Source organism: Methylobacterium sp. SyP6R (assembly GCF_019216885.1).
Taxonomy (GTDB): Bacteria; Pseudomonadota; Alphaproteobacteria; order Rhizobiales; family Beijerinckiaceae; genus Methylobacterium.
The window spans coordinates 3,652,267-3,676,941 of record NZ_JAAQRC020000001.1; the positions used below are offsets into that span (position 1 = coordinate 3,652,267).

Here is a 24,675-nt window from a genome sequence, read left to right on the forward strand (position 1 = left end):
CGATGCCGTGGATCGACCTCTTGCGCTGGCTGCACGTGATCGGCGCGACGGTCTTGTTCGGCACCGGGGCCGGCATCGCCTTCTTCATGCTGGTGGCGCACCGGACCCGCGATCCCCGTCTCGTCGCGCATGTCGCCGGCACGGTGGTGATCGCCGACGCCCTGTTCACGGCGACCGCCGCGGTGATGCAGCCTGTGACCGGACTGGCGCTTGCCCGTCTCGCCGGCTGGCCGCTGAACCAGGGCTGGCTCCTGGCCTCGATCGGGCTCTACGTCGTCGTCGGCCTGTTCTGGCTGCCGGTGGTGGCGATCCAGCTGCGGATGCGCGACCTGGCACGGGCGGCGGCCGCCGAGGGGCGGACGCTGCCGACGGCCTACGACCGGCTGTTCCGGATCTGGTTCGCCTGCGGCTGGCCGGCCTTCGCGGCGATGCTGGCGATCCTCTGGCTCATGACCGCCAAGCCATCTTTCTGTTAAGCCACCCCGCCCCGCTCAGCGCCCGGCGGTCGGCCCCTTGTCGGTCCAGTCCGGCGGCAAGCCGAAGGAATCGCCGATGATGCCGTCGACGCCGGGCGCCCGGCCGAAGGCCTGGCAGTCGGGATCGCGGGGCATCTCGCCCAGCATCGTCACGCGGATGCGCTCGTAGGTCGGGATGGTGAGCTCGGACTCGAACGGATCCTCGCCGGTGGCGAGATACGAGCCGAAATCCTGGCCGAAATCGCCGGCGAGGTCGTAGATGTCGGCGACCGGGGAGAACCGGGCCTGGTTGGTGAAGGAGTTGGCGCCTCCGGCCCACACCATCGCGGCGCGCTGCTGGCGGCGGGCATCCAGGGCCTCGGCCTCGATCGTGAGGTCGCCGAGCCCGATCGGCAGGCGCGGCACCGGCACCTTGCCGATCGTGTCGGCGAAGCCGACGCCGACCTGCGCGGCGATGGTGATCGCCGCCGAGGCGCCGACCGCGACGCCGGAGGCCGGCACGTTGGTGAGGCTCGCCCGGGTGATGGTCGAGCGCACGGTCAGGTCGGCGGGGCCGGACGAGACCACGTCGTAGCGCAGGGACAGCTCGTAGCACATCGCCCGGTCCGCCGCGTTGGCGACGACCCGGCGCTCCTGCTCGGTCACGTCGGGGCCGGACACCGCCGCCGAGAAGGTGGTGGGGATGATGCGCACCGTGCGCACCCGGGCCATCGCGGCCTTGTCGAGGAAGATCCGCGACTTCGTCGCGGTGGCCTCGCTCGAGGTCAGGTGGTCGTAGCGCGTGAGCAGGCCGGTCTGGGTCAGCACCGGCGTGGCGCAGCCCGCGAGAAGGGCCAGGGTCGCCACGGCCGCGACGCGGCGGGCGGCCCGCGTGGTCAAGGCAGCCTCGATTGTCGTCCGCATTCGGTCGCTTTCCCGGATCACGCGAAGCCGGTCGACCGGAAACCCCGATGGGATTCCCGGAGGCCGGCTCCAGGCGGCGCAAGGCCGGGCCCGTCCGGGCTCGCCGCGCCGTTATGCCGTGAAGCCTAGCCGTCGCCGCGAGGAGGGGGAAGCCGAGCGTGGCGGCGACCGTCGCTTCGGCCCCGGCTGTAACGCTTCGGCCACATTGTTTCCGAAGGTCAGGTCCCCGTGGGAATCCGTCAGGCGAGGGCCGCCATGCTGCAGCTCTGCCCGCCATCCACCGGCAGGCACACGCCGGTGATGAAGCGGGCCTCGTCGGAGGCGAGGAAGACCGCCGCATGGGCGATGTCCCAGGCCTCGCCGAGGCGGCCGAGCGGCACCCGGCGGTCGCGGCCGGATTCCGGGGTGCCGGCGCCCCGGCATTCGTCGGCGAGCGTCGTGTCGAGGAGGCCCGGCAAGATCGCGTTGGCGCGGATGCCGTCGCGGGCATATTGCATCGCCACCGACACGGTCGCCTGGTTCACCGCCGCCTTGGCGGCCGCGTAGGCGAAGGCCGGCGTTCCGGTCCAGCGCCGGGAGGCGACCGACGAGATGTTGACCACCGCCCCCGACCGGCGGGCCCGCATGCCCGGCAGCACCGCCTTGCAGGTGCGCCAGACCCCGCCGACATTGACCTCGATCGCCCGGCGCCAGGTCTCCTCGTCGAGGTCCTCCGGGCCGCCGGCCTCCGGCAGACCGACATTGTTGTGCAGGATGTCGATGCGGCCGAACCGCGTCTCGCCGGCGGCCACCGCCCGCGCCACCGCGTCGTAATCGGTAACGTCGGCGCACAAGGCCTCGGCCTCGTTGCCCTCCTCGGCGATGATCTGGGCCGTCTCCTCGGCGGCGGCGAGCCCGCGGTCGACGCAGATCACCCGGGCGCCCTCCCGGGCGAAGGCGACCGCCACCGCCTTGCCGTTGCCCCAGCCGGTGCCGGCGGAGCCCGCCCCGAACACGATCGCGATCTTGTGCAGCAGGCGTGTCGACATGGCCCGACCTCCGTCCCTCGACGGAGAGTCGCGAAAAAGGCCCGTCCCGCGCAACGGGCGGCAGAGCAGGGCGGCCAGAAGCCGCCCGCATGGATGGGCGAGTTCTAAGCCCGGACGGGCGCAGGCCCCCTGGCGAGGCGCCAGGCCGCGACGGCGACCGCCAGCGCGAGGCAGAGCTGGGCCGTGCTCCCCTCGCCCAGATGGGCGTGGCCGAGATCGAGCCGCACGGCGAAGCGCACGGCCCATCCGGCCGCCCAGTAGCCGAGACAGAAGGTCAGGGCGGCAAGCAGGAGCGCGACGAAGTCGTTCATGAGCGAGATCCCCCGCGGGCGAGGATGCGACCGCCGGGTCCCGCGGGCCGGCGGCGCGACCATCAGACCCGGGCAAGCTTGCCCGAAGCCTGTCTGCCCGGAAGGCTCAGCAAGAGCCGCGCCAGACCGCCGGTGTCTCGTCGCGCGCCGTCCTCACTCCGGCCGCGTCGCCTGCATCGACGGGCGCTCGCTGACGCGCGCGTACCATTCCGCCGCCGCGGGGGCGCGCTCGCGCCAGCCGAGATCGGGCAGGCGGAGGTCGAGATAGCCGAGGCAGCAGCCATACGTGATGGTGGCGATGTCGACCCGCTCGCCGAAGCCGGGCGCCGCCGCCTCGATCCGCGCCAGCGCGTCGACGATCTTTTCACGCTGCCCGGCAACCCAGGCCGGCGACCGCTCGGTCTCCTGGCGCACCCGGGTCTCGTAGACGCAGAGCAGCGCCGCATCGAGCAGGCCGTCGCCGGTCGATTGGGCGGCGAGCGCCATCCAGCGCGCCGGGCCGGGCGCCGGGAAGAACCCGCCCGAACCCAGATGGTCGAGGTACTCGCAGATCACCCGGCTGTCGGCGAGCGCCGTGCCGTCGTCGAGGAGCAGGGTCGGCACCTGCGCGAGGGGGTTCTGTGCCCGGATGGTCGCGTCGCGGTTGATCGGGTGGGCGGCCGCCGGCAGCAGTTCGAGCTTGTCGAACAGCCCGAGCTCGTGGGCGACGACCAGCACCTTGCGGACGAAGGGAGACGTCTTGGCGTAGAAGAGCTTCATGGGGTTCCTCCTGTTGTTTTGGTTACCGATCATCCATTCCGCGACCTCACCCTGAGGTACGGGCGATTCGAGGATCGCCGAGCCTCGAAGGAGGGCGCCAGGGATCGCAGCCGCATCCGGAGCCCTCCTTTCGAGGTTGGTCGATCTTCGATCGCGTGCGATCTGCGATCGCCAACATCTCAGGATGCGGTTCTGGATGGGACGAGGGTGCAGCTCGCATCACAGGCCGTCGTCACCGATCCATGGTACCTGCTCACTGCCCCCGCCCGGACGCCGTCGGCTTCGCGGCAGGCTTCGCGACGGCCGGCGCGGCGCCCGGCGCCGCGGGCTTCGGGGGCGCCGGCGGGCGCGGGGTCTCGACGCTGAGGCGGCGCACCGGCCAGCCGTCGCTCCAGCGCTCCATGTCGATGAAGCGCGGGTTGCTCTTCAGGCTGGTGGCATTCTGGCCCGAGAACGCGGCGGCCGCCGCCATGTCGAAGGTCTTCCAGAAGGCGAGGTAGTCGAGGCTGTCGGTGCCGGCGGCGTTGATCTGCCCGACGAGCACGGTCTGCTCGCCGGTGAGCGTCATGTCGGCCGACCACTTGAATGGAGCCGGCTTCTGCTTCGGGTCGGCGGTCGGCAGCTTCAGCTGCGCCACATCGTAGGCCGGGTTGCCGCCGGCGGGAGCCGCCAGGGTGGCGGAGAGAGCCGGGAAGCCGTGATCGTCGGAGAGTGCGCGGACCATCAGCTTGTGGTCGGTCGGCACGGCGGTGGCCTCCCGCATCACGCGCCTTGCGGCGATGTCGGCGGCGCGGGCGTCCCGATCGCCGATCACCGTGACGATCAGCGTCGCGGGGTCGATGTCGTTGAGGTCGTGGAGGGCGATGCCGCGGGCCTTGTCGTCCCGGGCGATGCCGCCCGGCACGGCGCCGAAGATCAGCCGCGGCACCGGCAGGCCGTTCGCCTTGGCGCGGGCCGCGAGGTTGGCCGCCAGCGGCACGCCGGCGAGGTGGCCGATCAGCGCCACGCGGCTCGTGTCGGGCTTCGCCTCCTGGTCGCCGGCGAGCTCGGCGAGCGCCTCCTTGACCAGGGTCGCCGCATTGCCGCCCGCATCGACCGGCCGGGTGCGGCCCACCTCCTGGAAGCGCGGGAACAGCACGAGGTAGCCGGAGCGTGCCAGGTGCTCGATCCAGGCCCCGTAGGCCTGCGGGTTCACCGCCCCCCAGGCATGCAGCAGCACCGCCACCGGCCGCCCCTCGGCCTGGGCCGGGCCGTTGCCGTAATAAGCGAAGGTCACCGCGCCGGCCCGGCCGAGCACCCGCTTCACCACGCTCGCGGCGAGGTAGGCCTGGCCTCCCGGCCCCTCCTTCGGCTGGGCGGGCGGCGTGGCGGCGCTCACACCGGACGCGCCACTGACGACCGCGAGGGCGAGGGCGAGCGGAAGGACGAGGTGGAGGCGGGAGAGCGGAGGCATGAGGCTGGGGGGCTGGCGGCTCGGGAGGCGCACCCCACACTGTTTCGCGCCCGCACTCAAGGCGTGATCGCGCGCGAGGCCGACCGTTCTGAGGCTTGTCGCTTCCGCGGTACAGTCACGCTCGCGATTCGGAGAGCAGAAGCGGGGTTCCGGGTCGTTTCGCGGCAAGTTCTAGTTGCCGTCCCCCGGCTCGTTCCCAAGCACCGTGTGAAGCCGGCCGATCAGGGTGTCGAGTTCCCGCGGTACCGGCTCGTCGGTGACATCGGTATACATCGCCCGCAAGTCCTGCCCGAGCTTGGCGAGCAGCAGCGCATCGGCCAGGGACGACGCAGTCGAGTGCGACTGTCCGTAGATCGCAGCGTGATTGCTCGGGATCAACTTCATGGCACGATGACGGGAACGGGGTTCCCGGCTCCAGCGAGGACAAGGGCGAGGTCGGGGACGAGAATCGGCACACGAGCGGTGATGATGGTCGGTCGATGACTTGTGGTCGATGGCTCGCGGTCGATCCGGGGCGGCGGAAGGTCGGCTCGCCATGAACAACGCGCTTCCGAGAGGGCAGTTGCGCGCGATTTTCGAGCAACCCGCCCGGCCGAACGCGATCCCGTGCGCGGGAGCACGCGGCCGCGACGGATTTCGTCGCAGGCCGCGTCGTTTAAGCCTCATCAACCATGACGATGGCCGTCCGGACGCCGCCCTACATCGGCGGCGTCAGCCCGTCCTTGCCGACCGAGATGCTGCGCGCTTCGAGCTTATCCCCGTCACGGACTGCCGAGGCGAAGACCTTGGCGCCCGGCACCAGCACCGCCCGGTCGGCCGGCTCCAGCATCACGACCGGCGTGCCCGGCGGCACGGCGACCGCGAGGCTCTGGCCCTTGTACGACACCGTGAGGGTGCGGCCGTTGCCGATCACGGAGCCGCCCGCCACCGTGCCGTTGGTCATGCTGGTCTCGACCTCGGGCGTCTTGACCGTGCCGTTGGTCATGCTCGTCTCGACCGGGCCGGCGCCGTCGGGCAGCCGATCCCAGGGATAATGCCCCTCCCCGGCGCCGCGCATCGCCTCGGGGAAGATCAGCACTTCGAGGGCGACCGGCGGGTCGCCGGGCTTTTCGCCGGGCTTGGCGGCGGTGCCGATGAAGCTGCCGTCCTTGACCTGGTCGAGACTCGCGGGCGCCAGCTGCCCCACCCGCGTGCCGGAGCCGAGGCGGACGGTCTCGACCGTGCCCGTACGGGTGCGGATGGTGACCGCGTCCGCCTCGACGCGCTCGATCGTGCCGCGCAGGCGCTCGACCTGCGGCGCGGCGAGGGCGGCGCCGAGGGAACCGCCTGCGGCCAGCATCAGGCCGGCGGCCGCGATCGTCCTGAGAAAGGGCATGGTGACACTCCGAAAACCAGGGCTCGAGGGTCCGAGCCCCGCCCGTTATGGTTCGCCCCGCCGCGCCGGACATTCGTCTCGCGCAGACGTGAACCAGGGCCCGGACCTATCCGACGACCAGGCTGCAATGCGGCTCGATGACCGGGTTGGCGCGCGACCAATCGGTGGCGTTGCGGCCGGCATCCCAGGTAAAGTCGTACACCCCGAGATCGACGAAGCGCTGATGGATTCGCGCGTCGTATTTCTCGCTGACGGTGCGGGTGAGCCTCTGGATATCCCTGTTGCGCAGCCTCTGCGTATTTCCCGCTTCGTTATAATATTGGATGTAGCAGAATTTCCGCAGCAGGATCATGCGGGTATGGAGAAAGGTTCTCACGCATAGCTCGTAATCGTCGGCCGCGGCCAGATCCGGATTGTGCCCGCCGATGCTGTGATAGAAATCCTTGCGCCAGGCCCTGATGTGGTTCGGGGCCGAGACGATGTGCCGGATCGTCTTGGCATTGATCCTCGGCGCCTCGTGGACGATGTAATCCCGGCCGTTGTAGTTTTCGACCCGGTCCCGCCCGTAGAAGAAGGCCCAATCCGGGCCGTAGGTCGCGTTGCGCCCGTCCTCGAAGACCTCCGCCCAGTCCGTGTAGAGAAAACCGGCTTCGGGATGCTGGAGAAACGCCCCCACGACCGCATCCAGGCCGAACGAGGTCAATTCGTCGTCGTGGTCGAGTTCGAGGAGGATGTCGCCGCCGGCGAGCCGGCAGGCCGTCTGCTTCACGTCTCCGATGCGGCCCGAGGGGCGGTGCGGGCGATAGACGCGAATCCGGTGGTCCTGTGCCGCCAGGGCGTTCAGTTCGGAGAACGTCGCGCCGTCATCGTCCGAGTCGTCGACGATGATCCACTCCCAATCGACGTAGGTCTGGGACCGCAGCGAATGGAACGGGCGCAGGATCCGGTGGCCCGACCGATAGGCCGGCGTGAAGACGCTCACCAGCGGGCGTGAGCGGCGAAACGTCGTCGCGTTGTCCAGGAAACAGTAGAAGATCTGCCGCCCGACCTCGTCGGCATCGACAGGGCCCGCGAAATTGATCCAGCGCTTGCGCACCTCGTAGGGGGCGTGCATCAGATTCTGGAATTTCGCCTCCTCGCCGAAGGTCGCGATCACATGCGGCCTTTTCGCGATGAGGATGCGTTCGAGATCATGGTCGTCCGGATAGAACGAGCAGTTCAATTGCCGCGTTTCGACGTCGATATCGGGCCCGGGACTTTTGATCTCGAATTCGCTGCGGCCGATGACGACGATTTCCGGAAGACTCACGACAGGCCTCGCGAAGGGTACAGGATAGGATCCGATGTCTGCGGGCGCAGGTAGCACGATCCAAGCCGGGCGCAGGCCTGCTCAATCCGAGTGTGATGCACGGATCGCCGGATTTCCATGCTGATCTTCCGGGACCGGCTCGGTACTTGTACGTCACCGGATGGGAGCGGCGGCCGCCGCGCAAGAATCCTCCCCCTCTGCGGTGGAGGGCTCGGCGTCGCGCCCGTCGCCCCCGCATCCAGGCAGCCTGCTGCGTCGTGTCCTGCGCCCAACGGCAGCGGACCCCCTACTCCTCCTCCGCCTCCTCAGGCTCCAGCGTCGCCTTGACGGTGTCGAGCACCCGCCGGGCGAGGTCGGAATCCGGGTCCTCGCGGGTCAGCGCGTCCTCCAGCATGGCGAGGAAGCCGCCGAGCTGGTGGCGGTAATGGTCGGAATCGATCCCCCGCAGGATGCCGGCGACGAAGCGCACCGCCATCTGCAACGCCACCTGCTTGGCGGCGACGTCGGATTGCGCCTCGGAGAGCCGGGCGATCATCTCGCCATGGCGGGCCGAGAGCGTCGTCAGGCCGTTGATCTTGTCGTCCGGGCTCATCGCAGGCTCTCCCGAGAACAGGAAGGGGGCCCTTCCCGTCGGAAAGGCCCCCGTCGTCGTGGCGGTGCCCGGGGAGCCTGTCACGGGCTCCCGGGTGTTCAAAAGCTCTCCCTCCGGCTGTCATCCGAGGGGAGAGGACCAATCCTTACGCCGCGAGTTGGCGCAGGACGTAAGGCAGGATGCCGCCGTTGCGGAAGTACTCGAGCTCGTCGAGCGTATCGATGCGGCAGGTCAGCGGGACCTCCTTCACCGAGCCGTCGGCCGAGGTGATCTTGGCGGTGAGCGTCTGGCGCGGCTTCAGCTCGCCGGCCAGGCCCTCGATCGTCACGGTCTCGTCGCCCTTGAGGCCGAGCGAAGCCCAGGAGGTGTCGCCCTGGAACACCAGCGGCACCACGCCCATGCCGACGAGGTTCGAGCGGTGGATGCGCTCGAAGCTCTCGGCGATCACGGCGCGGACGCCGAGCAGCTTGGTGCCCTTCGCCGCCCAGTCGCGCGAGGAGCCGGTGCCGTATTCCTTGCCGGCGAACACCACCAGCGGGGTGCCCTCCTGCTCGTAGCGCATCGCGGCGTCGTAGATGAACATCCGCTCGCCCGACGGCTGGTACAGGGTGTAGCCGCCCTCGACCACGGTGCCGGACTCGTCGCGCACCATCTGGTTCTTGATGCGGATGTTGGCGAAGGTGCCCCGCATCATGACTTCGTGGTTGCCGCGGCGGGTGCCGTACTGGTTGAAGTCCTGCACCCGGACCTGATGCTCCTGCAGGTAGTGACCCGCCGGAGACGCCGCCCGGATGTTGCCGGCCGGCGAGATGTGGTCGGTGGTGATCGAGTCGAGGAACAGGCCGAGGATGCGGGCATTGACCACGTCCTCCACGGGCTTGGGGGTCTTCTCCATGCCGACGAAGTAGGGTGGGTTCTGGACGTAGGTCGAGCCGCCGTTCCACGCGAAGGTCTCGGCCTCGGTGACCTCGACATTCTTCCAGTTCTGGTCACCGCCGAACACGTCGGCGTAGCGCGACTTGAACAGGGTCGAGGTGATGTTGGCCTCGATGAACTCCTGGACCTCGGCCGTCGAGGGCCAGATGTCCTTCAGGTAGACCGGCTTGCCGTCCGAGCCGGTGCCGAGGGGCTCGGTCGTGATGTCGATCTGCATCGAGCCGGCGAGCGCGTAGGCGACGACGAGCGGCGGCGAGGCGAGGTAGTTCGCCCGCACGTCGGGGTTCACCCGGCCCTCGAAGTTGCGGTTGCCCGAGAGCACCGCGGCGGCCACGACGTCGTTGTCGTTGATCGACTTCGAGATCGCCGCCGGCAGCGGGCCCGAATTGCCGATGCAGGTGGTGCAGCCGAAGCCGACGAGGTTGAAGCCGAGCGCGTCGAGGCTCGATTGCAGGCCGGCCTTCTCCAGGTACTCGGCGACGACCTGCGAGCCGGGGGCGAGCGAGGTCTTCACCCACGGCTTGGAGCGCAGGCCCTTGGCCACCGCGTTGCGGGCGAGGAGCCCCGCACCGATCATCACGCTCGGGTTCGAGGTGTTGGTGCAGGAGGTGATCGCGGCGATCACCACGTCGCCATGGCCGATGTCGAAGTTCGCGCCCTCGACCGGATAGCGCTTGGCGATGTCGGACGCCTTCTTGAACTCGGTCTCCATCGACTGGGCGAAGCCGGGCTTGGCGCCGTCGAGCAGCACCCGGTCCTGGGGACGCTTCGGGCCGGCGAGCGAGGGCTTCACGTCGCCCATGTCGAGGGCGAGCGTGTCGGTGAAGACCGGGTCCGGGGTGGTCGCGTCGCGCCACATCCCTTGCGCCTTGGCATAGGCCTCGACCAGCGCGATACGGTCGTCGGCGCGGCCGGTGACCTTCAGGAAGTCGATGGTCTTCTGGTCGACCGGGAAGAAGCCGCAGGTCGCGCCGTATTCCGGCGCCATGTTGGAGATCGTGGCGCGGTCGGCGACCGACATGTCGTCGAGGCCGGGGCCGTAGAACTCCACGAACTTGCCGACCACGCCCTTCTTGCGCAGCATCTGGGTGACGGTGAGCACGAGGTCGGTGGCGGTGGTACCCTCGGGCAGCTTGCCCGACAGCTTGAAGCCGACGACTTCGGGGATCAGCATCGACAGCGGCTGGCCGAGCATCGCGGCCTCGGCCTCGATGCCGCCGACGCCCCAGCCCAGCACCGCGAGGCCGTTGACCATCGTGGTGTGCGAATCGGTGCCGACGAGCGAATCCGGGTAGGCGACCTCATGGCCCTCGAAGGGCTTGGTCCACACCGTCTGCGACAGGTATTCGAGGTTGACCTGGTGGCAGATGCCGGTGCCCGGGGGCACGACCGAGAAGTTGTCGAAGGCCGACTGGCCCCACTTCAGGAAGGTGTAGCGCTCGCCGTTGCGCTCGTATTCGAGCGCGACGTTGTCGGCCAGCGCCTTCGGGGTGCCGAACTCGTCGACGATGACCGAGTGGTCGATGACGAGATCGACCGGGACGAGCGGGTTGATCTTCTGCGGGTCGCCGCCGAGCGCCACCATGGCGTCGCGCATCGCCGCCAGATCGACCACCGCCGGCACGCCGGTGAAGTCCTGCATCAGCACGCGAGCGGGGCGGAAGGCGATCTCGACCTCGGTCTTGCCGCGGTTCTCGAGCCAGCCGACCACGGCCTCGATGTCGGCCTTCTTGACCGAGCGGTCGTCCTCGTAGCGCAGCAGGTTCTCGAGCAGCACCTTCATCGAGAAGGGCAGGCGGCTCGCATCCGGCAGGCCGTTCTTCTCGGCCTGGGGGATCGCGTAGATCGTGTAGGTCTTCTGCCCGGCCTGGAGGGTCTGGCGGGCCTTGAAGCTGTCGATGGATGCCACGGCGTGGTCCTCGCGAGGGGTTGTCGAACACGGCACAGGCAGGGCCTGCGCCACACGTAAGTGTTCGGCCGGATGCGCTGCGGGGTCGGTCCTGCTCGACGCAAGGAACGCGCCCGTCTGCCGCCCGCCCTCGCCTTGCCGGCCGAGAATCGAACGGTGCGCGCGCCGCCCCGGGGGTGCCCGGACTGGGATGCGCGAAGGACGGTTTGGACGCCTCTGAAGGTCGCGCGGCGCAGCCGGGGATGCGTATAGAACACTTCGAAACTGGCCGCTACGGGTCTGTCGGCCGCGCAATCGGTCATTCTCGCCGGGGCAGGCATCGCGTAAACGCGGAAACCGCCCTCCCCGCTTCACCCCCTCGCTGGAGCCCCCTGCCCTTGCGCCTCATCGCCGAGGACCTCGCCTGCCGGCGCTCCGGCCGCCGCATCTTTGCCGGGCTCTCCTTCACCCTGGGGGCCGGCGAGGCGCTGACCGTCACCGGCCGCAACGGGGCCGGCAAATCGTCGCTGCTCGCCATCCTCGCCGGGCGGCTGCGGCCCGAGGCCGGACGGCTCAGGGCCGAGGAGGTCGGGGAGCGCACGATTCCCGAATGCCTCCACGTCGTCGGCCACCGCGACGGGCTCAAAGGCGCACTCACCGCCGAGGAGAACCTCGCCTTCGCCCGCGCCCTTCTGGGCGACGCCGATCTCAGGCCTCGCGATGCGCTCGCCCGGCTCGGCCTCGCCCATGCCGCGGGGCTGCCGGTGGGCTACCTCTCGGCCGGCCAGAGGCGGCGGGTGGCGCTCGCCCGGCTCCTCGTCTGCCGCCGGCCGCTCTGGCTCCTCGACGAACCCACCGCCGCCCTCGACGTCGCCTCGCAAGCCGCGCTCGCCGGGCTGATGCGCGCGCACCTGGCGCAGGGCGGCCTCGTCATCGCCGCCACCCACCAGGCGCTCGGTCTGGACAACGCCCGGGACCTGTCCGTGGAAGCCTTCCGCACCGGGCGCGCCGACATCGCCGCCGATCCTTTCGCGGAGGCGTTCTGATGGGTCGCGCCTTCCTGGCGGTGGTCGCCCGCGACCTGCGGCTCGCCGGCCGCATCGGCGGCTCGGGGGCCCTGTCCCTGGTGTTCTTCCTGATGATCGTCGCCCTGGTGCCGTTCGGCCTCGGGCCCGACCTGAACCTGCTCGTCCGGATCGGCCCCGGCATCCTGTGGATCGCCGCGGTGCTGGCGACGCTGATCGGCCTCGACCGGCTGTTCCAGGCCGACGAGGAGGACGGCTCCCTCGACCTCCTCACCGGCGCGCCTGCGCCCTTGGAGTTGCTGGTGCTGGCCAAGGTCACGGCGCACTGGCTCACCACCGGCCTGCCGCTGGCGCTCGCCACGCCCTTGTTCGGGCTGTTGGTCGCCTTGAGTCCCACCGGCATGGCGGCGACCAGCCTGACGCTGCTGGTCGGCACCCCGGCGCTGACCTTCATCGGCGCCGTCGGCGCGGCCCTCACCGCCTCGATCCGCCGCGGCGGCCTGATCCTCGCCGTGGTGGTGCTGCCCCTGATGGTGCCGACCCTGATCTTCGGCGTCTCGGCGGCGGATGCGGCGCTGGCTGGGACCGTGCCGTTCGCGACGCCGCTGGCGATCCTGGGGGCGTTGAGCCTCGTCGCCGGGGTGGTCGGGACGCTGGCGGCGGCGGCGGCGTTGCGGTGGGGGGAGTAGGGCTCAGGCGGCCTTCAGCTTCCGGGCCGCCTCGGCCAGAGCATCGTGCATGCGCGTCTGCCAGCCGGGACCCGTCGCCTTGAAGGTCTCCAGAACGTCCGGATCGATCCGCAGCGAGATCGGCACACGCTTCGCACCCGCTTTCAGACGGCCGGCGCGGCTCGTGAAGGCCGCGGCCACCTCGGCGGGCATGCTCCCGGTTCCCAGGCGGGCGCGAGCCAACTCCTCGTCCGTCAGCGGCGGATTGTCGGACACTTCGTCCCAGTCTTCCTGGGAATACTGCGGATTCGGAACATAACCAGCGGCGCGGTTCGGAGCGTTCATCACCGGCTCTCCTCTCAGATCGCGGAGCGCTTCTCCATGACGATCGTCCGCTCCTCGCCGTGGTGGTGCTCCCGCACCACCCGGAACCCGAGTCGGCCATAGCAGCCCGTAGCGGTCAGGGACGATTGCAGGGTCAGCGTCGCGACGCCCGCGGCTACGGCCGCCCGGTCGATCTCGGCCATCAAGGCCCGGCCGATGCCGCGCCCCTGCGCGTCGGGCACAACGAAGACGGAGCGCACGACGGCGCCGTCGCGACTCGCCGTGCCGGCGATGCGGGCCGCATCCACGGCCACGAAGACCTGCCGCATCGCGAGCGTCGCGGCGATTCCGTCCGGCGTGAAGCTCCTGGCGACCCGGGCGATCGTCTCCGGGCCGTAATCGCGCGCATTGCTCTCGTGCAACGCCGCGAGGACGACACGGCTGATTTGCGCCGCATCGTCCACCGTCGCCGGACGTATGTCGTACACCACTGCCATCCTCCCCCGGCGCCGCGCACCGGGGGAGCGCCGCCGGTTGTCTAGAACACCGCCTGCCCCAGCAGCACCGCCGCGATCACGATCACCACGGCGATCACCAGGAACAGCCCGAACAGCAGCCGCGCGATGCCGCGGGCGCCCGACGCCACGTTGGTGAAGCCGAGCGCACCGGCCACCAGCGAGATCACGAAGAAGATGATCGCCCATTTCAACATGGCGGGAGCACTCCGGTCGCCGAAAAAAGTCGCGTGGGTAACCGCCACCGCCACGCTTCGTTCCGGGGTCCTCACAGCCCTCTGCGCCGTTCGTCCGCATTGCCCGAGCGGGCGCCCGCGCGCTACACCGGCGCCATGGCGATGGGTCTCCTCACCCGGCTGGCGCAGCCCGGCCACTTCATGCGCTGGTCTCGGGCTCTCCTGCCCTGGGTCGCCGGCCTCGCGATCGTGCTGCTGGCCGTCGGCCAGTACCTGACCTGGTTCGTGGCCCCGCCCGACTACCAGCAGGGCGAGACGGTGCGGATCATGTACATCCACGTCCCTGCGGCCTGGATGGCGGTGTTCTTCTACGGCGCCATGGCGGTCTCGGCGCTCGGCACCCTGATCTGGCGCCATCCGCTCGCCGACGTGGCGCAGCGTGCCGCGGCGCCGATCGGCGCGGCCTTCACGCTGATCTGCCTCGTCACCGGCTCGCTCTGGGGCAAGCCGATGTGGGGCACCTACTGGGTCTGGGATGCGCGCCTGACCTCGATGCTGGTGCTGTTCCTGATCTATTGCGGGCTTCTCGCCCTGTGGCGCACGATCGAGGACCCGAACCGGGCCGCGCGGGCGGTCGCGATCCTGACGCTCGTCGGCGCCATCAACCTGCCGATCATCAAGTTCTCGGTGAGCTGGTGGTCGACCCTGCACCAGCCGGCCTCGATCCTGCGGATGGGCGGGCCGACCATCTACGCCTCGATGCTCTATCCCCTGCTGGTGATGATCGCCGCCGCCTCGGCGCTCGGCATCGCGCTCCACCTCCAGGCGATGCGCACCGAGATCCTGCGCCGCCGCGTGCGCACGCTCACCATCCTCGAAGCCGAGCGGCTCGATGCCGCACTGATGGCACCGCAGGCGGCCTGACCATGAACCTCGGCATGGACCTCGGACCGCACGCCGCCTTCATCCTCGGTGCCTACGGCTTCACCGCCCTGGTGGTGGCCGGCCTCGTCGCCCACGCGATCCTCGACCGGCGGGCGCAGGAGCGGGCGCTCGCCCGGCTCGCACAGGAGCCGCAGAGGCACGACGCACAGGGGAGCCGCCGGTGAGCGACGCCCCCGTGCAGCCGGTCCAAGAGGGCGCGATCGAGGAGGCCGAGGAGGCGCCGCGGCGCTCCCGGCTGCTGTTCCTGCTGCCGCTCCTGGCCTTCGCCGCGCTCGCCGGCATCTTCCTCGGCAAGCTGCTCACCACCGGTTACGACCCTTCGGCCGTGCCCTCGGCCCTGATCGGCCGCCAGGTTCCGGACTTCACCCTGCCGCCGGTCGCGGGGCTGACCCGGGACGGCGCCGCGGTGCCGGGCCTGACCGCCGCCGATCTCAAGGGCAAGGTGACGGTGCTGAACGTCTGGTCGTCGTGGTGCGCGCCCTGCCAGATCGAGCACCCGATGCTGGTCCGCCTCGCCCGCGACGGCGTGAACCTCGTCGGCATCGACTACAAGGACCAGCCCGAGAACGGCCGCCGCTACCTCGGCCGCCACGGCAATCCGTTCCGGGCCGTCGGCGCCGACGAGGCCGGCCGGGTCGGCATCGATCTCGGGGTCTACGGCGTGCCGGAGACCTTCGTGATCGGGCCGGACGGGCGGATCCGCGAGAAGCTGGTCGGGATCATCACGCCGGAGAACTACGACGCGTTCCTGGCGCGGGTGAGGGCGATGAAGTAGGAGCGCGCTCGCGCCCTTGAGCCGAGCCCGTGCAGGAAAACCCAGGACGCTGCGGCTCCTCGGATTTTCATGCGGTTTGCATGAAGCTTGTTGAAAGCCTCCCCGTCATTCCGGGGCCGCGTAGCGGAGCCCGGAATCCAGAACCGCGGATGGAAGAGAATCGAGCGGAATGCTGATCGCTCGTTCCTCGACGACCTGAGTGTCTGGATTCCGGGTTCCGCTTTCGCGGCCCCGGAATGACGAGGAGGGTGTGAACACGGTCGGGGCAATAAGCAGCCCCTCGCAGGCCGATCACTTCGGCAGTGCGTAGATATTGACCTCCAGCGCGTCGTCGGAAGGACTGGTGAGCGGGGTCAGGTATTCCTCGACGAAAGCGTCCTGGACCAGGATGCCCTTGGCATCGAGATAGGCCGTCACCGTCTCGTAGGTCTGGTCGATCCCCTCGTAGGGCCCCTTGTGGGTGAAGCGCAGGGCCTTGCCGCTCGGGGTCGAGCCGAAGCGCAGGTCGTCGGGCAGGCCGGCGGGACGCGGGTTCGGGGCGGCTTCCACCGGCACCATCACCTCGTACTGGAAGCCGTCGTCGTCGGTGCGTGTGAAGACCGAGAGCGGCTTGCCGGTCGCCTTGATGCCGGCCGCGGCCAGGGCCGCCTCGACCTTGGCGATCGCGTCCTTGAGGCTCGAGACCGCCTGGTCCCATTTCCCGGTGCCGGACAGGATCGCGGCGGGCTTGGCCGGCAGCGTCACCTCGTCCACGTCGGACGGATCGCCCGGATTGGCGACGAGCGGCGCGCGTCCCGCCGTCGGCGGCACCGGGGTCGCGGGCGGCAGCGCCTTCTCGGGCGCGGGCGGGGTCGGTGCCTGGTTGGTCCCGGGGCCGGGGCCCGGCGCCGTGGTGGTCGGCAGCGGCGTCGATTGCGCCGGCGACGGCGTGGAGGCCGGGGGCGCGGCGGGCGAGGGAGCCGGCGCAGGAGCGGGCGCTGGGGCCGGCGCTTGAGCCAGTACCGAGGCCCCGCAGGCCAGGGAGGCCGCGAGGCCGATCGCGATCGTCGGGAGACGGGTCTTCATCACGGGCGCAGCCTTCCGGGCTTCAAGCGTGGGCCGGCATCGCCGGACGGATCGAACGCGTCAAGCGCAAAGCCGTTGCGGGCCAATCGCGGATGCGTGAGGAGGCGGGTCTCCTGCCGGCTCGCCAGCGAGCCGGTGTCGGCTCGCCAGCGGGCCGGTGTCGGCTCGCCAGCGGGCCGGTGTCGGCTCGCCAGCGGGCCGGTGTCGGCTCGCCAGCGGGCCGGTGTCGGCTCGCCTGTGCACCGGTTCTGGTCCATACCCTCCCGGCTCCCCATCTGAGCGGTGCCGTTTTCCGGAGTCTCCTGCCCGTGTCCCCCCTCGCCCATCGCCGCTTCCTGAAGATGAACGGGCTCGGCAACGAGATCGTGGTGCTGGACCTGCGCGGGAGCGACGTGCGGGTGCAGCCGGAGGAGGCCCGCGCCATCGCGGCCGATCCGGCCTCGCGCTTCGACCAGATGATGGTGCTGCACGACCCCGTGACCCCGGGCACCGACGCCTATGTGCGCATCTACAACACCGACGGCTCGGAGGCCGGCGCCTGCGGCAACGGCACCCGCTGCGTCGCCTGGGCGATGCTGGACGATTCCCTCATGGCCCGCCCGACGCTCGGCGAGAACCTGATGCTCGAAACCCGCCCCGGCCTTCTCGAGGTGGTGCGCGTGTCCCCGGCGGACTTCACCGTCGACATGGGGGCGCCGCGCCTGAAGTGGGACGAGATCCCGCTCGCCGAGCCGTTCCCGGATACCCGCCGCATCGAATTGCAGATCGGGCCGATCGACGATCCGGTGCTGCACTCGCCGGGCGCGGTCAGCATGGGCAACCCGCACGCGGTGTTCTTCGTCGAGCGCGATCCCGACAGCTACGACCTCGCCCGGATCGGCCCGCTGCTCGAATGCCACCCGATCTTCCCGGACCGGGCCAACATCTCGCTGGCGCAGGTGATCGACCGCGGCCACATCCGCCTGCGGGTCTGGGAGCGCGGCGCCGGCCTCACGCGCGCCTGCGGCACCGCCGCCTGCGCCTCTCTCGTCGCGGCCGCGCGCCTGCGCCTGACCGATCGCGAGGCCACCGTGACCCTGCCGGGTGGCTCCTTACGCATCGCTTGGGGCGAGGACGACCACGTCCGCATGACCGGCCCGACCGAACTGGAGCACGAAGGCACCTTCGCCCCCGCTTTGTTCGGGGCGGCCTCGTGAGCGTGGAGGTCCTGAGCTTCGGCTGCCGCCTCAACGCCGCCGAATCGGAGGCGATGCGCCGGCAGGCGGAAGCCGCGGGCCGCAGCGGCCTCCTCCTCGTCAATACCTGCGCGGTCACGGTCGAAGCCGGCCGGCAGGCCCGCAAGGCGATCCGTGCCGCGATTCGGGCGAATCCGGCGGCGCGGGTGGTGGTGACCGGCTGCGGCGCGCAGGTCGAGACCGAGGCCTATGCCGCCATGCCGGAAGTGGCCGAGATCCTCGGCAACCGCCGCAAGCTCGACGCAGGCATCTGGACCGATCCCTCGCCCGAGCGGGTGCGGATCGACGACGTGATGGCGCAGAGGCCCGATCCGCTCCCCGACGCGACGCCGATGCGGGCGCGCACCCGCGCCTTCCTGCCGGTGCAGAACGGCTGCGACCACCGCTGCACCTTCTGCGTCATCCCGTTCGGCCGCGGTAATTCGCGCTCGGTGCCGGCGGCGAGTGTCGTGGCTCAGGTCCGCTCCCTGGTGGAGGCCGGCACCCGCGAGGTCGTGCTGACCGGCGTCGACCTGACGGCCTACGGCCGCGACCTCGGCGAGTTCACCCTCGGCGCCCTGGTGCGGGCGATCCTGCGCGAGGTGCCGGAGCTCGATCGGCTCCGCCTGTCCTCGATCGATTCCGTCGAGGCCGATCCGGAGCTGGTGGCGGCCTTCGGCGAGGAAGCGCGGCTGATGCCGCATCTCCACCTCTCGCTCCAGGCCGGCGACGACCTGATCCTTAAGCGCATGAAGCGCCGCCACGGACGGGACGATGCGATCCGGTTCTGCGCCGAGATCCGCGCTTTGCGCCCCGACGCGGTGTTCGGCGCCGATCTGATCGCGGGTTTTCCGACCGAGACCGAGGCGCAGTTCGCTCGCTCCCTCGCTCTCGTCGAGGAATGCGGCCTCGCCCAGCTCCACGTCTTTCCCTACTCGGCCCGCCCCGGCACGCCGGCGGCACGGATGCCTCAGGTCGCGCCCGCCGAGATCCGCGAGCGCGCCGCCCGCCTGCGCGAGGCCGGCGCCACCGCCTTCGCCCGCCGCCTCGACCGCGAGGTCGGCGAGACCCGACGGATCCTGGCCGAGCGCGGCGGCATCGGGCGGACGGAAGGATTCTTGCCGGTGCGGCTGCCGGAGGGGATGGAGGCGGGAGCGCTCGTCGACCTGTCAATTGCCGGTCATGACGGGCGGATGCTCCACACGGCCTGATCCCGGCGGCGGCAAGGCAAGTCCAGAACGTAAAAGCGCGGGTTCTCTCCTCTCCCCGCGGGGCTACGGCCGTCACGGAAGTGATTAGAGCATTCCCCGACGAAGTGGATGCCGGGTCGTCGCAGAAAATGCGGCAAAATCAAAAACCTAGAGAGCTTCGCGATGGCAACGCGATCGTGAAGTGCTCTAGGTGTGAGTGATACGGAATCCGGAAGTCATCTTCCGGATTCCGTATCACAACGGAATGTTGTCGTGCTTTTTCCAGGGCTGCTCGCTCTCCTTGGTGCGCAGCATGGCGAGCGCCCGGGCGACGCGGCGGCGCGTCGAGTGGGGCATGATCACCTCGTCGATGTAGCCGCGCTCGGCGGCGACGAAGGGCGACATGAAGCGCTCCTCGTATTCGGCCGTGCGGGCCGCGATCTTCTCCGGATCGCCGAGATCCTGGCGGAAGATGATCTCGACCGCGCCCTTGGCGCCCATCACGGCGATCTGGGCGGTCGGCCAGGCGTAGTTCACGTCGCCGCCGACATGCTTGGAGGCCATCACGTCGTAGGCGCCGCCGAAGGCCTTGCGGGTGATGACGGTGACGAGCGGCACCGTCGCCTGGCTGAAGGCGAAGAGCAGCTTGGCACCGTGCTTGATGAGCCCGCCATATTCCTGTGCCGTGCCCGGCAGGAAGCCCGGCACGTCGACGAAGGTGACGATCGGGATCGAGAAGGCGTCGCAGAAGCGCACGAAGCGGGCGGCCTTGCGCGAGGCGTCCGAGTCGAGCACGCCGGCCAGCACCATCGGTTGGTTGGCGACGATTCCGACGGTGCGGCCCTCGATCCGGGCAAAGCCCGTGATGATGTTGCGCGCATACGCCGACTGGATCTCGAAGAAGTCCCCCTCGTCGACCACCCGCCGGATCAGCTCGCCCATGTCGTAGGGCTTGTTCGGGTTGTCGGGGATCAGCGTGTCGAGGCTGCGGTCGAGGCGGGCGGGATCGTCGAAGCTCTCCAGCTCCGGCACGCCGGCCTGGTTGTTGGCCGGCAGGAAGTCCATCAGGCGCCGGATCTGCAGCAGCGCCTCGACGTCGTTCTCGTAGGAACCGTCGGCGATCGACGACTTCGAGGTGTGGACCTTGGCGCCGCCGAGCTCTTCCGCCGTCACCACCTCGTTGGTCACGGTCTTCACCACGTCGGGACCGGTCACGAACATGTAGCTCGTGTCGCGCACCATGAAGATGAAGTCGGTCATCGCCGGCGAGTAGACGTCGCCGCCCGCGCACGGTCCCATGATCACAGAAATCTGCGGGATCACGCCGGACGCGGTGACGTTGCGCTTGAACACCTCGCCGTAGCCGCCGAGCGCAGCCACACCCTCCTGGATGCGGGCGCCGCCGGCATCGAAGATGCCGATGATCGGCGCGCGCATCTTGAGCGCCATGTCCTGGACCTTGATGATCTTCTGGGCGTGCGCCTCGGAGAGCGACCCGCCGAAGACCGTGAAGTCCTTCGAGAACACGAAGACGGCGCGGCCGTTGATGGTGCCCCAGCCGGTGATGACCCCGTCGCCCGGGATCTTCTGCTTCTCCATCCCGAAATCGATCGAGCGGTGCTGCACGAACATGTCGAATTCCTCGAACGACCCGGAGTCGAGGAGGAGTTCGATGCGCTCGCGCGCCGTGAGCTTGCCGCGCTTGTGCTGCGCCGCCACCCGGCTCTCGCCGCCACCGACCCGGGCCTGCGCACGCCGCTGGTCGAGCCGTTCGAGGATGTCCTTCATGCTGTCGCCCATTCCTGAAGAAGAGTCGCGCACCCGCCGGGAGGCTTGACCGTGATGCGGCCTTAGCATGCGCCGGGGCAGGGCGAAAACTCGGTCTTTTTGGGCGAGGCACAGGTCCCGGCGGGTCCGCGCCGGCCCGGAACGCAAAGGGCCGCGCCCTCCCTTCGCGGGGGTGGCGCGGCCCTCAATGCGACGGCGGGTGGATGGGATCAGAGGCCCTGGCCCGGCTCCTCCTCACGGGCGAGCCGCAGCAGGCTCTGGCCGTAATTGGTCTTGGCGAAGAGCTGGCCGCGGGCCACCACCTGCTCGCGGGTGATGAAGCCCTGGAGATAGGCGATCTCCTCCAGGCAGGCGACCTGCATGCCCTGGCGGTGCTGGATGACGCGGACGAACTCGCCGGCTTCCAGCAGGTTGTCGTGGGTCCCGGTATCGAGCCAGGCATAGCCGCGCGACATGCACTCGACGTGGAGCTGGCCGCGATCGAGATAGGCCTGGTTGACGTCGGTGATCTCCAATTCGCCGCGGGGCGAGGGCTTCACCGCGGCGGCGATGTCGAGCACCTGGTTGTCGTAGAAGTAGAGGCCGGTCACCGCCCAGGGCGATTCCGGGTTCTTCGGCTTCTCGACGAGCTTGGTGGCGCGCCCCTGCTTGTCGAGGGTGACGACGCCGTAGGCCTCGGGCTGGTCGACGTGGTAGGCGAACACCGTGGCGCCGGTCTCGCGCGCCTTGGCCTTGGCCAGGAGCTGGCGCATGCCGGCGCCGAAGAACAGGTTGTCGCCGAGCACCAGCGCGACCGAATCGTCGCCGACGAATTCGCGGCCGATGATGAAGGCCTGGGCCAGCCCTTCCGGCTTCGGCTGCAGCGCGTAGGAGATGTTGATCCCGAACTGCTCGCCGGTGCCGAACAGGCGCTTGTAATTGTCGATGTGCTCCGGCGACGAGATCAGCAGGATGTCGCGGATGCCGGCCAGCATCAGCACCGAGACCGGATAGTAGATCATCGGCTTGTCGTAGACCGGCAGCAGCTGCTTGTTGATCGCCAGCGTCGCCGGGTGCAGCCGCGTGCCGGATCCGCCGGCGAGCACGATGCCCTTCATGATCGAAAACTCCTCAGGCTTGTTTCGCAGCGGGACCGATCAGCTGGTCCAGGATGTCGTCGAGGGCCGCCTGCCACGGGCGCGGCACGAGGCCGAACGTGGCGGTCAGCGTCTCGGTCGAGAGTTCGGAATTGGCCGGCCGGGTGACCGGGGTCTTGAAGGCCGTGCTCGGGATCGGCTCGACCGGCACCGCACGCGCACCCCGCGCCGCCGCACCCGCCATGATGGCCTTGGCGAAATCGTACCAGGTCGTCGCCCCGGCATTGACGCAGTGATAGGTGCCGGCGGGCGCCGCCTCGTCCTCGATGAGCCGGAGCGCGATCGCGACGAGGGCCGCCGCGAGGTCGCCGGCCGAGGTCGGGCAGCCGCGCTGGTCGTCGACCACCGTCAGCGTGTCGCGCTCACCCGCGAGCCGCAGCATCGTCTTGACGAAGTTCGCCCGGTGCGGGCTCACCACCCAGGCCGTGCGGACCACCGCGTGGCGCGGGTTGCCGGTGCGCACCGCCATCTCGCCGGCGGCCTTGCTGGCGCCGTAGACGCTGACCGGGTGCACCGGCGCATCGGCGGCGTAGGCCCCCGTGCCGGTCCCGTCGAAGACGTAATCGGTCGAGACGTGGATGAGCGGGATGCCGGCCTTCGCCGTCTCCGCCGCCAGGTAGGCAGCGCTCAGCGCGTTGAGCCGCCAGGCCGCCGCCACGTCGCTCTCGGCCTTGTCGACCGCCGTGTACGCGGCGGTGTTGATCACCGCCGCGTAAGGCCGCTCGGCAACGGCGCGGGCGACCGCGGCCTCGTCGGTGATGTCCAGCGCCTCCCGGGTCGGAGCGTGAATCACCACGCCCTCCCCGAAGGATTGCCGCTGCAACTCGGTGCCGACCTGCCCGCCGCCGCCGAGGACCAAGATCTCCCGCCGCGCCATCGCCTTACTCCGCGCTCAGGCCGAGGCGCTCGCCGGAATAGCGGCCCTCGCGGATCGGGCGCCACCACGACTCGTTGTCGAGGTACCAGCGCACGGTGTCCTCGAGCGCCTGCTCGAACGTGCGGCTCGGCTTGTAGCCGACCTCGGCCTCGGCCTTGCTCGGGTCGATGGCGTAGCGCCGGTCGTGGCCCGGGCGATCGGTGACGAACTTGATGAGGCGCTCGTGCGGGCCGGCCTCGGGACGGAGACGGTCGAAGATCGCGCAGAGCGTCTTGACCACGTCGAGGTTGTTGCGCACCGAGCGGCCGCCGAGCAGGTAGGTCTCGCCGACCCGGCCCTTCTCCAGCACGGCGACGAGGCCGCGGGCATGGTCCTCGACGTGGATCCAGTCGCGCTCGTTCTGGCCGTCGCCGTAGACGGGGAGGTTCTTGCCCTCCAGCGCGTTGAGGATCATCAGCGGGATCAGCTTCTCGGGGAAGTGCCGCGGGCCGTAATTGTTCGAGCAGTTGGTCACCAGCACCGGCAGGCCGTAGGTCTCGTGCCAGGCCCGGGCCAGGTGGTCGGAGGCCGCCTTCGAGGCCGAGTAGGGCGAGCGCGGGTCGTAGCGGCTGTCCTCGGTGAAGAAGCCGCCCGGGGGTAGCGAGCCGTAGACCTCGTCGGTCGAGACGTGGAGGAAGCGGAAGGCGTCGCGCTCAGGCCCCTCGAGGGTGTTGTAGTAGGCGCGGGCCGCCTCCAGCATCACCTGGGTGCCGACGACGTTGGTGCGGATGAAGGCACCCGGCCCGGTGATCGAGCGGTCGACGTGGCTCTCGGCGGCGAGGTGCATCACCGCCTCGGGGCGGAACTCGGAGAAGAGCGCACCGACCTTCTCGTGATCGCAGATATCGGCCTCGGCGAAGCGGTGCCGGTTGTCGCCCTTGAGCGGCATCAGCGAGATCGGGTTCGCCGCGTAGGTGAGCGCGTCGAGGGTCAGGACCTCGTGGCCGAGTTCCTGGACGAGGTGCAGGACCAGGGCCGAGCCGATGAAGCCGCAGCCGCCCGTGACGAGGATGCGCATGGGGTGGGTGATCTCCGAAAAGGTGGGTGCCCGTCAGGGCGTCAGAACAGCGGGGGCAGGTCGGCGAAGCGGGGCGCGATCGTGTCCTTGGCCGAGAGCTGGGCCTCGGCCTCGCTCACCGGCCAGTCGATGCCGAGGTCCGGATCGTTCCACAGCACGGCGCCGTCATGCTCGGGGCTGTAGACGCCGCCGGCGACCTTGTAGGCCACCATCGTGTCCGGCTCGAGGGTGCAGAAACCGTGGCCGAAGCCGATCGGCACGTAGAGCTGGTGGCCGTTCTCGGCGTCGAGGCGGGCGGCGACGTGCCGGCCGTAGGTGGGCGAATCCCGGCGCAGGTCGACCGCAACGTCGAGGATCGCCCCGGAGAGGACGCGGATCAGCTTGGCCTGGGCGAAGGGATGGCGCTGGAAATGCAGGCCGCGGACGGTGCCCTGCTGCGCCGAGAAGGACTGGTTGTCCTGGATGAAGCGGTCCTCGATGCCGCCGGCGGCCAGGAGGTCGGCCCGGTAGGTCTCCGAGAACCAGCCGCGGGCATCGCCGTGCCGCTTCGGGATCACCAGCTTCACCGCCGGGATCGCCTGATCGATGACCTGCATCCTGCCCACCTTCCGATAACGCGCGCCTGATCGATGCGGGGCTCTTGCCCGGCAAACATGGCACAACGGCGTCGCCCGGACCTGCCGCAGGCCGCATGCCTGCAGCCTCTACTTCGCAGGCGCGAGATGAGCAAGATCGGCCGCAGACCGGAGACGGCGAAGGGCAATAGAGCATTTTCCGACGAAGTGGAGACCGGTTCGTCGCAGAAAATGCGGCAGAATCAAAGGCCTGGAGCATCGTCTGATTGCAGCGCGATCGGACGATGCTCCAGGCGTGCGTACAGCCCCGCGCAA

General features: G+C 69.9%; 27 protein-coding genes. 8 read left to right on the top strand and 19 right to left on the bottom strand.

Annotated elements, in window-relative coordinates; translation table 11 throughout:
* Nucleotides 1–2: 2 nt before the first annotated feature.
* On the top strand, nt 3–476 hold the full coding sequence (locus HBB12_RS16900; protein WP_236990412.1) for a DUF2269 family protein: 474 nt from the start codon (nt 3–5) through the stop codon (nt 474–476).
* A 15-nt stretch (nt 477–491) separates the two neighbouring features.
* Here HBB12_RS16900 and HBB12_RS16905 read toward each other — a convergent pair whose 3' ends face one another.
* The 10 genes from HBB12_RS16905 to acnA all read right to left on the bottom strand — a co-directional run bounded on the left by HBB12_RS16905 (nt 492) and on the right by acnA (nt 11,051).
* Nucleotides 492–1,379, bottom strand: coding sequence for a DUF3313 domain-containing protein (locus tag HBB12_RS16905; protein WP_236990413.1), 888 nt, complete (start codon nt 1,377–1,379; stop codon nt 492–494).
* 239 nt (nt 1,380–1,618) lie between these two features.
* On the bottom strand, nt 1,619–2,407 hold the full coding sequence (locus HBB12_RS16910) for an SDR family NAD(P)-dependent oxidoreductase (RefSeq protein ID WP_236990414.1): 789 nt from the start codon (nt 2,405–2,407) through the stop codon (nt 1,619–1,621).
* Nucleotides 2,408–2,511: 104 nt separating this feature from the next.
* A complete protein-coding gene (locus tag HBB12_RS16915; protein WP_236990415.1) occupies nt 2,512–2,718 on the bottom strand; it encodes a hypothetical protein in 207 nt (68 codons plus the stop codon).
* 153 nt (nt 2,719–2,871) lie between these two features.
* Nucleotides 2,872–3,477, bottom strand: coding sequence for a glutathione S-transferase family protein (locus HBB12_RS16920; protein WP_236990416.1), 606 nt, complete (start codon nt 3,475–3,477; stop codon nt 2,872–2,874).
* A 253-nt stretch (nt 3,478–3,730) separates the two neighbouring features.
* A complete protein-coding gene (locus HBB12_RS16925; RefSeq protein ID WP_236990417.1) occupies nt 3,731–4,930 on the bottom strand; it encodes an alpha/beta hydrolase family protein in 1,200 nt (399 codons plus the stop codon).
* A 171-nt stretch (nt 4,931–5,101) separates the two neighbouring features.
* Nucleotides 5,102–5,314, bottom strand: a complete 213-nt coding sequence (locus HBB12_RS16930) for a NepR family anti-sigma factor (protein ID WP_236990418.1) — start codon at nt 5,312–5,314, stop codon at nt 5,102–5,104.
* A 313-nt stretch (nt 5,315–5,627) separates the two neighbouring features.
* Complete coding sequence (locus HBB12_RS16935; RefSeq protein ID WP_236990419.1) at nt 5,628–6,305, bottom strand: metal ABC transporter permease; 678 nt, start codon at nt 6,303–6,305, stop codon at nt 5,628–5,630.
* Nucleotides 6,306–6,411: 106 nt separating this feature from the next.
* On the bottom strand, nt 6,412–7,614 hold the full coding sequence (locus HBB12_RS16940; RefSeq protein ID WP_236990420.1) for a glycosyltransferase: 1,203 nt from the start codon (nt 7,612–7,614) through the stop codon (nt 6,412–6,414).
* Between the two features lie 286 nt (nt 7,615–7,900).
* On the bottom strand, nt 7,901–8,206 hold the full coding sequence (locus HBB12_RS16945) for a hypothetical protein (RefSeq protein ID WP_236990421.1): 306 nt from the start codon (nt 8,204–8,206) through the stop codon (nt 7,901–7,903).
* A 145-nt stretch (nt 8,207–8,351) separates the two neighbouring features.
* Nucleotides 8,352–11,051, bottom strand: a complete 2,700-nt coding sequence (gene acnA, locus HBB12_RS16950) for an aconitate hydratase AcnA (RefSeq protein WP_236990422.1) — start codon at nt 11,049–11,051, stop codon at nt 8,352–8,354.
* Nucleotides 11,052–11,428: 377 nt separating this feature from the next.
* Here acnA and ccmA point away from each other — a divergent pair, with 377 nt between their 5' ends.
* Both ccmA and ccmB read left to right on the top strand, forming a co-directional pair.
* Nucleotides 11,429–12,076 (top strand): heme ABC exporter ATP-binding protein CcmA, encoded by a 648-nt coding sequence (gene ccmA / locus HBB12_RS16955; protein WP_236990423.1) that lies wholly within the window; start codon nt 11,429–11,431, stop codon nt 12,074–12,076.
* Complete coding sequence (gene ccmB, locus HBB12_RS16960; RefSeq protein WP_236990424.1) at nt 12,076–12,744, top strand: heme exporter protein CcmB; 669 nt, start codon at nt 12,076–12,078, stop codon at nt 12,742–12,744. Before ccmA ends, ccmB begins: the two co-directional genes overlap by 1 nt.
* 3 nt (nt 12,745–12,747) lie before the next feature.
* On the opposite strand, the gene HBB12_RS16965 is transcribed toward ccmB, so the two are convergent.
* Genes HBB12_RS16965 through HBB12_RS16975 form a run of 3 tightly spaced genes read right to left on the bottom strand, consistent with a single transcriptional unit; the run spans nt 12,748 to nt 13,759 of the window.
* On the bottom strand, nt 12,748–13,068 hold the full coding sequence (locus tag HBB12_RS16965) for a BrnA antitoxin family protein (RefSeq protein ID WP_236990425.1): 321 nt from the start codon (nt 13,066–13,068) through the stop codon (nt 12,748–12,750).
* Between the two features lie 14 nt (nt 13,069–13,082).
* A complete protein-coding gene (locus tag HBB12_RS16970; RefSeq protein WP_442919283.1) occupies nt 13,083–13,535 on the bottom strand; it encodes a GNAT family N-acetyltransferase in 453 nt (150 codons plus the stop codon).
* Nucleotides 13,536–13,585: 50 nt separating this feature from the next.
* Entirely contained in the window at nt 13,586–13,759 is a 174-nt protein-coding gene (locus HBB12_RS16975; protein ID WP_048450062.1) for a DUF1328 domain-containing protein, read from the bottom strand.
* Nucleotides 13,760–13,894: 135 nt separating this feature from the next.
* On the opposite strand from HBB12_RS16975, the gene HBB12_RS16980 reads away from it, so the two are divergent.
* The 3 genes from HBB12_RS16980 to HBB12_RS16990 are packed head-to-tail and all read left to right on the top strand — an operon-like array spanning nt 13,895 to nt 15,458.
* On the top strand, nt 13,895–14,662 hold the full coding sequence (locus HBB12_RS16980) for a heme ABC transporter permease (protein ID WP_236992808.1): 768 nt from the start codon (nt 13,895–13,897) through the stop codon (nt 14,660–14,662).
* 2 nt (nt 14,663–14,664) lie between these two features.
* On the top strand, nt 14,665–14,847 hold the full coding sequence (ccmD, locus tag HBB12_RS16985) for a heme exporter protein CcmD (protein ID WP_442919284.1): 183 nt from the start codon (nt 14,665–14,667) through the stop codon (nt 14,845–14,847).
* Nucleotides 14,844–15,458 carry a DsbE family thiol:disulfide interchange protein gene (locus HBB12_RS16990; protein ID WP_236990427.1) on the top strand — a complete coding sequence of 205 codons (615 nt, stop codon included), beginning with the start codon at nt 14,844–14,846 and terminating at the stop codon, nt 15,456–15,458. The genes ccmD and HBB12_RS16990 overlap by 4 nt, the downstream gene beginning before the upstream one ends.
* A gap of 291 nt (nt 15,459–15,749) precedes the next feature.
* Here the strand turns inward: HBB12_RS16990 and HBB12_RS16995 are convergent, their stop codons facing one another.
* Nucleotides 15,750–16,523, bottom strand: a complete 774-nt coding sequence (locus tag HBB12_RS16995) for a GyrI-like domain-containing protein (RefSeq protein ID WP_236990428.1) — start codon at nt 16,521–16,523, stop codon at nt 15,750–15,752.
* Between the two features lie 308 nt (nt 16,524–16,831).
* Between HBB12_RS16995 and dapF the strand changes: the two genes are divergently transcribed.
* Nucleotides 16,832–17,719, top strand: coding sequence for a diaminopimelate epimerase (gene dapF / locus HBB12_RS17000; protein WP_236990429.1), 888 nt, complete (start codon nt 16,832–16,834; stop codon nt 17,717–17,719).
* Entirely contained in the window at nt 17,716–18,948 is a 1,233-nt protein-coding gene (gene mtaB, locus HBB12_RS17005) for a tRNA (N(6)-L-threonylcarbamoyladenosine(37)-C(2))-methylthiotransferase MtaB (RefSeq protein WP_236990430.1), read from the top strand. The genes dapF and mtaB overlap by 4 nt, the downstream gene beginning before the upstream one ends.
* A 234-nt stretch (nt 18,949–19,182) precedes the next feature.
* Here the strand turns inward: mtaB and HBB12_RS17010 are convergent, their stop codons facing one another.
* From HBB12_RS17010 to rfbC, 5 genes are all read right to left on the bottom strand, one after another.
* Nucleotides 19,183–20,715: an acyl-CoA carboxylase subunit beta gene (locus HBB12_RS17010; RefSeq protein WP_236990431.1), complete on the bottom strand. Its 1,533-nt coding sequence runs from the start codon at nt 20,713–20,715 to the stop codon at nt 19,183–19,185.
* Between the two features lie 209 nt (nt 20,716–20,924).
* Entirely contained in the window at nt 20,925–21,812 is an 888-nt protein-coding gene (gene rfbA, locus HBB12_RS17015) for a glucose-1-phosphate thymidylyltransferase RfbA (RefSeq protein WP_203153368.1), read from the bottom strand.
* A 13-nt stretch (nt 21,813–21,825) separates the two neighbouring features.
* Nucleotides 21,826–22,728 carry a dTDP-4-dehydrorhamnose reductase gene (gene rfbD / locus HBB12_RS17020; protein WP_236990432.1) on the bottom strand — a complete coding sequence of 301 codons (903 nt, stop codon included), beginning with the start codon at nt 22,726–22,728 and terminating at the stop codon, nt 21,826–21,828.
* 4 nt (nt 22,729–22,732) lie between these two features.
* A complete protein-coding gene (gene rfbB, locus HBB12_RS17025) occupies nt 22,733–23,785 on the bottom strand; it encodes a dTDP-glucose 4,6-dehydratase (protein WP_236990433.1) in 1,053 nt (350 codons plus the stop codon).
* 41 nt (nt 23,786–23,826) lie between these two features.
* A complete protein-coding gene (gene rfbC / locus HBB12_RS17030; RefSeq protein WP_236990434.1) occupies nt 23,827–24,381 on the bottom strand; it encodes a dTDP-4-dehydrorhamnose 3,5-epimerase in 555 nt (184 codons plus the stop codon).
* Nucleotides 24,382–24,675: the final 294 nt, after the last annotated feature.

Excerpts from the sequence above, each read along its gene's own strand:
- HBB12_RS16980 (WP_236992808.1), top strand. The coding sequence starts at position 13,895 with ATGGCGATGGGTCTCCTCACCCGGCTGGCGCAGCCCGGCCACTTCATG.
- HBB12_RS17010 (WP_236990431.1), bottom strand. The coding sequence starts at position 20,715 with ATGAAGGACATCCTCGAACGGCTCGACCAGCGGCGTGCGCAGGCCCGG.
- HBB12_RS16900 (WP_236990412.1), top strand. The coding sequence starts at position 3 with ATGCCGTGGATCGACCTCTTGCGCTGGCTGCACGTGATCGGCGCGACG.
- HBB12_RS16925 (WP_236990417.1), bottom strand. The coding sequence starts at position 4,930 with ATGCCTCCGCTCTCCCGCCTCCACCTCGTCCTTCCGCTCGCCCTCGCC.
- HBB12_RS16995 (WP_236990428.1), bottom strand. The coding sequence starts at position 16,523 with ATGAAGACCCGTCTCCCGACGATCGCGATCGGCCTCGCGGCCTCCCTG.
- HBB12_RS16945 (WP_236990421.1), bottom strand. The coding sequence starts at position 8,206 with ATGAGCCCGGACGACAAGATCAACGGCCTGACGACGCTCTCGGCCCGC.
- HBB12_RS16975 (WP_048450062.1), bottom strand. The coding sequence starts at position 13,759 with ATGTTGAAATGGGCGATCATCTTCTTCGTGATCTCGCTGGTGGCCGGT.
- HBB12_RS16915 (WP_236990415.1), bottom strand. The coding sequence starts at position 2,718 with ATGAACGACTTCGTCGCGCTCCTGCTTGCCGCCCTGACCTTCTGTCTC.
- HBB12_RS16905 (WP_236990413.1), bottom strand. The coding sequence starts at position 1,379 with ATGCGGACGACAATCGAGGCTGCCTTGACCACGCGGGCCGCCCGCCGC.
- rfbC (WP_236990434.1), bottom strand. The coding sequence starts at position 24,381 with ATGCAGGTCATCGATCAGGCGATCCCGGCGGTGAAGCTGGTGATCCCG.
- rfbB (WP_236990433.1), bottom strand. The coding sequence starts at position 23,785 with ATGCGCATCCTCGTCACGGGCGGCTGCGGCTTCATCGGCTCGGCCCTG.
- ccmB (WP_236990424.1), top strand. The coding sequence starts at position 12,076 with ATGGGTCGCGCCTTCCTGGCGGTGGTCGCCCGCGACCTGCGGCTCGCC.
- HBB12_RS16920 (WP_236990416.1), bottom strand. The coding sequence starts at position 3,477 with ATGAAGCTCTTCTACGCCAAGACGTCTCCCTTCGTCCGCAAGGTGCTG.
- HBB12_RS16935 (WP_236990419.1), bottom strand. The coding sequence starts at position 6,305 with ATGCCCTTTCTCAGGACGATCGCGGCCGCCGGCCTGATGCTGGCCGCA.
- ccmD (WP_442919284.1), top strand. The coding sequence starts at position 14,665 with ATGAACCTCGGCATGGACCTCGGACCGCACGCCGCCTTCATCCTCGGT.
- rfbD (WP_236990432.1), bottom strand. The coding sequence starts at position 22,728 with ATGGCGCGGCGGGAGATCTTGGTCCTCGGCGGCGGCGGGCAGGTCGGC.
- HBB12_RS16930 (WP_236990418.1), bottom strand. The coding sequence starts at position 5,314 with ATGAAGTTGATCCCGAGCAATCACGCTGCGATCTACGGACAGTCGCAC.
- HBB12_RS16910 (WP_236990414.1), bottom strand. The coding sequence starts at position 2,407 with ATGTCGACACGCCTGCTGCACAAGATCGCGATCGTGTTCGGGGCGGGC.
- HBB12_RS16965 (WP_236990425.1), bottom strand. The coding sequence starts at position 13,068 with ATGAACGCTCCGAACCGCGCCGCTGGTTATGTTCCGAATCCGCAGTAT.
- rfbA (WP_203153368.1), bottom strand. The coding sequence starts at position 21,812 with ATGAAGGGCATCGTGCTCGCCGGCGGATCCGGCACGCGGCTGCACCCG.